Origin of the sequence: Escherichia sp. E3659 (assembly GCF_005781135.1) — a bacterium.
GTDB lineage: Bacteria > Pseudomonadota > Gammaproteobacteria > Enterobacterales > Enterobacteriaceae > Escherichia.
Map to the genome: position 1 here is coordinate 142023 of NZ_VATQ01000001.1, position 7002 is coordinate 149024.

The following is a 7002-nucleotide window of genomic DNA, read 5'->3' on the forward strand; positions in this document are numbered from 1 at the left end:
GTTACACAGCTTAGATTTCTTTTGCTCGGGAGAGGCATGTCAGGATCCAACACTGCAATCAGCCGTCGTCGTTTACTGCAAGGCGCGGGCGCCATGTGGCTATTGAGCGTAAGCCAGGTGAGTCTGGCTGCGGTCAGCCAGGTCGTGGCGGTGCGCGTCTGGCCTGCGTCCAGCTACACCCGCGTGACGGTAGAATCAAATCGTCAGCTGAAATATAAGCAGTTCGCGTTGAGTAACCCAGAACGCGTGGTGGTGGATATCGAAGATGTCAACCTGAACTCGGTGCTCAAGGGGATGGCTGCGCAAATCCGCGCTGACGACCCGTTCATCAAGTCGGCACGCGTCGGGCAATTTGACCCGCAAACCGTACGGATGGTTTTTGAATTAAAGCAAAACGTAAAACCGCAGATGTTTGCCCTCGCGCCGGTCGCCGGGTTTAAAGAACGTCTGGTGATGGACCTTTATCCGGCCAATGCTCAGGACATGCAGGACCCATTGCTGGCGCTGCTGGAAGATTACAACAAAGGCGACCTCGAAAAGCAGGTGCCGCCTGCGCAGAGTGGCCCGCAGCCAGGCAAGGCCGGGCGCGATCGTCCGATTGTCATTATGCTTGACCCTGGCCACGGCGGCGAAGACTCCGGCGCGGTGGGGAAATACAAAACGCGCGAAAAAGACGTGGTATTGCAAATAGCTCGCCGTCTGCGCTCTCTGATCGAGAAAGAGGGCAATATGAAGGTTTATATGACGCGTAATGAAGACATCTTCATTCCGTTGCAAGTGCGCGTAGCAAAAGCACAGAAACAGCGTGCTGACTTGTTTGTCTCTATTCATGCCGACGCCTTTACCAGTCGCCAGCCGAGCGGTTCCTCGGTGTTTGCGCTCTCTACCAAAGGCGCAACCAGTACTGCGGCAAAATATCTGGCGCAAACCCAGAACGCCTCGGACTTGATTGGTGGCGTGAGCAAAAGCGGCGACCGCTATGTCGACCACACCATGTTCGATATGGTGCAGTCGTTGACCATTGCCGACAGCCTGAAGTTTGGTAAGGCCGTGCTAAATAAGCTGGGGAAAATCAACAAACTGCATAAGAATCAGGTTGAGCAGGCCGGGTTTGCTGTGCTGAAAGCGCCAGATATTCCCTCCATTCTGGTCGAAACGGCGTTTATCAGTAACGTTGAGGAAGAGCGCAAATTGAAAACGGCGACTTTCCAGCAGGAAGTTGCGGAGTCTATTCTTGCGGGAATTAAAGCGTATTTTGCCGATGGGGCGACGCTGGCGAGAAGGGGATGATGTTTTAATTTATTTATTCAATGTATTTATATTTCATTGAATAAATATTATTGACATGAATATTAAATAATGATTTTGTGATTGTTGTCGAATATTTGAAAATTGGCCAGAAAAATAAGCCTGGCGTCTCTTTTATTAAAGACAATCCCGTGTAAGGTATACGCATTAGTTAATCATCTTGTAACTGTTAAATCAGGCAAGGCAATGTTTGAAGTAATCATTACTTCTGACGTGCCTTGCCTTTTTTTTTGGAGCCATGAAATGATCATCGAAAAAGTCATGAACAATAATTGTGTGCAGGCATCGATGAATGGACAGGAGGTTATCATTTCTGGGCCTGGCGTCGGTTACAACAAAAAATATGGCATGCCTGTACCTGAGCATCCTGCTAACAGAGTTTTTTATGTCAGAAATGAACAAAAAAACAAACTCTATAAATTGATCGAACATGTGGATATTGAGTATGTGTTTGTTGCCGAAAAGATAGTGTACTACGCGGAGTGTAATCTTGAAAGAAAGTTAAATCCATCGCTATTGCTTATTCTTGCCGATCACATTTCAAATGCAATATCCAGAGTCTCCTCCGGAATACAAATAAATAATTTTTTTCTTGAGGAAATCAAAGCGTTGTACAAAGCAGAATATGCAATAAGCCGGGATGCATTAACCATCATCAATGAGCAATTTAGCTTTCAACTTCCGGATGATGAGATTGGTTTTATTGCATTGCATATTTTAAATAACTATGAAAATTCATCTGATTATGAATCGGTACGGATTATTGAATTATCTCAAAAAATCACGGAGATTATCGAGGGTATTTATAACCGAAAGGTGGACAGAAGTTCATTTAACTATTCAAGATTTATGATGCACCTTAAGTATTTTTCTAATCGAGTTTTATGCAATGAAAAGATAAAACAGAAAGATATTGGTGACATCTATGAGCAGTTTCTTGAGAAAGACATCCTGTTACAGCGCGCAATTCATGAAATTGAAAGGTATCTGTATGCAACTTTTAAATATGAATTAATTTTAGAAGAAAAACTATATCTCTCAATTCGTACCAAAGTATTAATGGACTAATTATATATAACATTTATATGAGATAACCCACATGAAACAAAAGAAAGCCTGGAGTTTTTTTCAGAGCCTGGGGAAGGCATTTATGTATCCCATTGCTCTGCTAAGTGTATGTGGCATGATGCTAGGGCTAGGAAGTGGTTTAGCCAGTGATGATATGGCAAAGTTAATTCCATTTCTGGCTATTCCAATAATTAAAACCATACTTGATTTCATTGTTAGCCTTGGTTTGTTTGCCTTTGTTAATTTACCTGTATTGTTTGCGATAGCAATTCCATTAGGATTATTAAAAGAGAAAGAGGATAAAGCCTATGGCGCTTTTTCTGGCTTAATTGGTTTTATGGCGATGCATCTGGGAACGAACTTTTATCTTAAACAGCACGATTTATTGGTCGCTGCTGACCAAATGTCGACACATGGGCAAACCATCATTCTGGGGATCCAGTCCTACAATACCAGCGTGTTAGGGGGAATTGTTGCTGGGTTATTAGTCGCCAGCATGTATAAAAAGATCGTTAATTTACGCATTCCAGAATCATTAGGTTTTTATAGCGGCCCACGTCTGGTGCCTATCATTACACTGATTGTGATGAGTGGATTTGGTCTGATCATTCCTTTTATCTGGCCGCCGTTTTTCAATCTCTTCATGCTCATTGGCCACTGGATATCAACTTCCGGTCCTGTTGGTTATTTCTTCTATGCAGTTGCCGAACGTGTGACGATTCCTTTTGGCTTAAACCATCTGGTGACGTCAGTGTTCCGCTTTACGCCAATCGGCGGTTCGGCTGTGATTGGCGGCGAAGAGTATTACGGCACCCTGAACATGTTTATGGCGTACGTCAAAGAGAATGCGGTCATTCCGCTGGATTTGGCGGGGAAAATGGAGCAGGGCAAACTGATGATTCAGTACGGTCTGGCTGGTGCTGCACTGGCGATGTATCGCACTGCTCATGCTCAAAACAGAAAGGCTATCAAAGCATTGCTTATTTCCGGTGTGCTTACGGTTATTATTGGTGGCGTCAGCGAACCGATTGAATTTCTGTTCTTATTTGTCAGTCCGCTGCTGTTTGTCTTCCATGCCTTTATGAATGGATTCGCCAACATGGTCTTGCCATATATGGGCGTGAAGATGGGATTTACTGGCGATCTGATTCAATTTATTAGCTTTGGCGTATTGCGTGGCACAAGAACAGGTTGGCCGATCGCGGTGTGTGTCGAAGTGGCCTATTTCTTCATTTATTACTTTGTGTTCCGTTGGACCATTCTCAAATTTAACCTGATGACCGTAGGACGTGAAGAGTCCAGTCCTGTCACGCTGAACGCTCACGAAGATACGGCTATAGCGGATACCCCAACTCTTGATAAATCAGAGTTGCAAGCAGCGGAGCAGATGGTTAAGGCACTTGGTGGTAAAGAGAATATTAAGTCACTGGATAATTGCGTAACTCGTTTACGTTTAACAATCGCAGATATGGGATTGATTGATGAAGTTGCAATAAAAAGAGCTGGCGGGATTGCGGTTGTTAAACTTGATCAAAATACCCTACAAGTCATTATCGGCACTAAAGTTATCGCCCTGCGTAGGGATATGGATAACTACATGGGGATGCGCTGATGGATATTTTTAATACTCCTATTTCCCGTAAAGGAACATATTGCACCCAATGGGACTTTTGCGAGGACAGATTTGGTGTAAAAGATGTATTACCCTTCTCTATTTCAGATATGGATCTTCCGATACCGGAAGCTATCATCAGAGCATTAAAAAAACGCCTGGAACACCCGGTTTTAGGGTACAGTCGTTGGCAACATGGTGAATATCTGAATGCGATAGTAAACTGGTATCATCAACAATATCAAACAGACATTAAACCTGAATGGATAACCTATAGCCCCAGTGTGATGTACTCCGTTGCTAAAGCAATAGAGTTATTGACATCGCATGGTGATAATATTCTTGTTTTTACACCTGTCTATAATGCATTTTTTGATGTAATTAAACATAGCGAGCGAAATATTCTGACAGCCTCTTTGATTATAAAAAATGAGGGGGGTTACGCTATCAACTGGCAAGATTTTGATCTTAAGATTAAAAGCGCAAAGATGGTGTTATTATGTAATCCTCATAACCCGACAGGAACAGTCTGGTCGGAAGAAGAATTGCATAAAATCGCTACAAACTGTGCAAGACATAATGTCTGGTTATGTGCAGATGAAATTCATAGTGATTTTGTTTTTAATCGTAGCTTTACATCAGCGCTTAAAATAAAAAAAGAAAAAGTAGTGGTGTTTAATTCGATATCGAAAACATTTAATGTTCCTGCGCTAACAGGATCGTATCTGATTTCAACTGACGAGGATTTTAATCATAAGTTCAGAACGATATCGAGGTATCGCGATTTCGTAAACTCCCCATCAGTACTGAATATAATTGCAACCATTGTTGCCTATAATGAATGTGAGGGATGGTTAAAGTCATTAAAGGCACATATTGCCTCTAACATTCAATTCACCCAGCAGTATCTGAATGAAAATACTCCAGAATTGATCGTAAGGCCGGCTGATGGCTGCTATTTTTCGTGGATAGATTGCTCTGCTATTGGCTATCCCTTTGATGAATTCTACAGTCGATTAATTAATGAAGGCAAAGTGGGCATTATGGCGGGGCATGTCTATGGAACGGAGGGGGAGGGCTACCTTCGTCTGAACCTGGCCTGCGGTCGAGAAAAATTATATATGGGGCTTACACGTCTTGCGAGTGTAATTAAAAACATTAATCAGGAAAAATAAAGTGAACAACACGGAACTTGTACATCTTATTAAACATTTTATGCGTAACGAACATAAGGCTGTTGAAGCGGTTATTGACTCCCCACTTTCTGAAGTTGCTAATTTAATTAAAGTATTACAATCTTGTCAGGGAAAAGTTGTTTTTATTGGTGTTGGTAAGTCAGGTATTATTGCCAGAAAGCTAGCAGCAACTTTTGCCAGCACCGGAACTCCTTCGTTTTTTGTTCACGGTACGGAAGCAGTACACGGCGATCTTGGGATGGTGGCGAAAGATGATGTTGTTATTCTTATTTCAAACAGTGGTGAGACGACAGAAATCCTGGCAACACTACCTAGTCTGAAAAAAATGGGTAATTATTTGATCTCTTTTACCCGCAGTTATCGCTCATCGCTTGCGATAAGTTGTGATTTATCCGTTGAAATTCCCGTCAAAAGTGAGGCGGATAATTTAGGTTTAGCGCCGTCATGCTCATCGACAGTCGTTCTGGTTGTTGGTGATGCGGTGGCGCTTGCACTCTCCGAATTGAAAAAATTCACTCGTGCTGATTTCGGCTTATATCATCCAGGAGGTGCGCTCGGCATTAAAGCAAATTCATAATTTCAGAATATAAAACAGTAACCGGTCACGCCATCTTTTGAGGTGGCGTTCATTGAAGTGAGTGTCAGCTATGAAAAACGTTCTGGTCACCGTTCCCAGCTTTTCAGCGCGTTGTGTTTCTGCCAGCAAGCTGTTAAGAGAAAATCATTTTAACCTTATTATTAAGAATAATGTTGAGCATCTGGTTAAATCTGAATCCACAGTATTACGAGAATCTATTTGCGCAGTCATTGCCGGAAAAGATTGCTATCAGGCGGACACGCTATCACAACTGCCTGGTGTGAGAATAATATCGAGATTCGGGACGGGGATAGATAATATTGATCTTCGCGCGGCACAGCAATCCGATATTGTGGTTAATAATGCAGCTGGGGTTAATTCAAATGCGGTTGCGGAATTTATTATTGGTCTTATCTTCGCGAGCATGAGAAATATCCCTGGCAGCTATCATGCGATGCAAAATGGTTATTGGGGCGAGTCGCATGGCTGCGAGTTACAAGGGAAACGGATTGGCCTGGTTGGCTACGGTAATATTGGTAAAACACTGGCGAAAAGGTTGTCTGGTTTTGATGTTGATCTCTTAGCTTTTGACAAACAACCCGATTATCAGGTTGCTGACAACGCTGGAGTTCAGTTCGTATCAATTGAAGATATCTTTATGCAGTCGCATGTCATCATTGTTCTTCTGCCGTTTTCTCCTGATCTGGAGAATTTCATTAGCCACAAATATTTGTCGATGATGCGTAACGGCTCGTTGATCATCAATGCCGCCAGGGGAAAACTGCTGGATGAGAAGGCTTTACTTCAGATTATTGAAGAACGGAATGTTTTTGCGGCGCTGGATGTATTTAGCTCTGAACCGCTGGCGCAATTTAGCCCACTGCTGCATGCCAAAAATATCATTACAACGCCACATATTGCTGCCGCCACCGTTGAGTCATACCAGCAAACCGGGATACACGTTGCCAGGTCGATAATTGATTTCTTTGCGGGGAGGGAGATAAAAAACGTGCTGTGAGTTCAGACAAGGAAGATTTCAGGTACAAAAAAACCGCAATCTGTGAAACACATTGCGGTTTATCAGCATTCTAAGTGTTGGTTGCGGGGGCCGGATTTGAACCCAACACCAAACGTCTGAACACCCGTCACCGCCGCGAAGCTCCTAGGCCCGCAGGTGCGTGAAACATAATACGTCGGCGGGTGTGGGGGGGGTGCGGGGGGGGGCGGGGGGGGGGGGGGGG

6 protein-coding genes are annotated in these 7002 nt (G+C 43.5%); all 6 read left to right on the forward strand.

Going from position 1 to position 7002, the window contains the following annotated elements; genetic code table 11:
* Window positions 1–36: 36 nt before the first annotated feature.
* The 6 genes from amiC (at window position 37) to FEK47_RS00665 (ending at window position 6779) form a co-directional block, all read left to right on the forward strand.
* On the forward strand, window positions 37–1290 hold the full coding sequence (amiC, locus tag FEK47_RS00640; protein WP_044189882.1) for an N-acetylmuramoyl-L-alanine amidase AmiC: 1254 nt from the start codon (window positions 37–39) through the stop codon (window positions 1288–1290).
* A gap of 261 nt (window positions 1291–1551) precedes the next feature.
* Window positions 1552–2376: a PRD domain-containing protein gene (locus FEK47_RS00645; protein WP_024247511.1), complete on the forward strand. Its 825-nt coding sequence runs from the start codon at window positions 1552–1554 to the stop codon at window positions 2374–2376.
* A 31-nt stretch (window positions 2377–2407) separates the two neighbouring features.
* A complete protein-coding gene (locus tag FEK47_RS00650; RefSeq protein ID WP_135487349.1) occupies window positions 2408–3988 on the forward strand; it encodes a PTS transporter subunit EIIC in 1581 nt (526 codons plus the stop codon).
* On the forward strand, window positions 3988–5163 hold the full coding sequence (locus tag FEK47_RS00655; protein WP_138183065.1) for a PatB family C-S lyase: 1176 nt from the start codon (window positions 3988–3990) through the stop codon (window positions 5161–5163). The genes FEK47_RS00650 and FEK47_RS00655 overlap by 1 nt, the downstream gene beginning before the upstream one ends.
* Window position 5164: 1 nt before the next feature.
* Window positions 5165–5761 carry an SIS domain-containing protein gene (locus tag FEK47_RS00660; RefSeq protein WP_135487350.1) on the forward strand — a complete coding sequence of 199 codons (597 nt, stop codon included), beginning with the start codon at window positions 5165–5167 and terminating at the stop codon, window positions 5759–5761.
* A gap of 70 nt (window positions 5762–5831) precedes the next feature.
* Window positions 5832–6779 carry a phosphoglycerate dehydrogenase gene (locus FEK47_RS00665; RefSeq protein WP_138183066.1) on the forward strand — a complete coding sequence of 316 codons (948 nt, stop codon included), beginning with the start codon at window positions 5832–5834 and terminating at the stop codon, window positions 6777–6779.
* Window positions 6780–7002: the final 223 nt, after the last annotated feature.

Excerpts from the sequence above, each read along its gene's own strand:
- amiC (WP_044189882.1), top strand. The coding sequence starts at position 37 with ATGTCAGGATCCAACACTGCAATCAGCCGTCGTCGTTTACTGCAAGGC.
- FEK47_RS00645 (WP_024247511.1), top strand. The coding sequence starts at position 1,552 with ATGATCATCGAAAAAGTCATGAACAATAATTGTGTGCAGGCATCGATG.
- FEK47_RS00650 (WP_135487349.1), top strand. The coding sequence starts at position 2,408 with ATGAAACAAAAGAAAGCCTGGAGTTTTTTTCAGAGCCTGGGGAAGGCA.
- FEK47_RS00655 (WP_138183065.1), top strand. The coding sequence starts at position 3,988 with ATGGATATTTTTAATACTCCTATTTCCCGTAAAGGAACATATTGCACC.
- FEK47_RS00665 (WP_138183066.1), top strand. The coding sequence starts at position 5,832 with ATGAAAAACGTTCTGGTCACCGTTCCCAGCTTTTCAGCGCGTTGTGTT.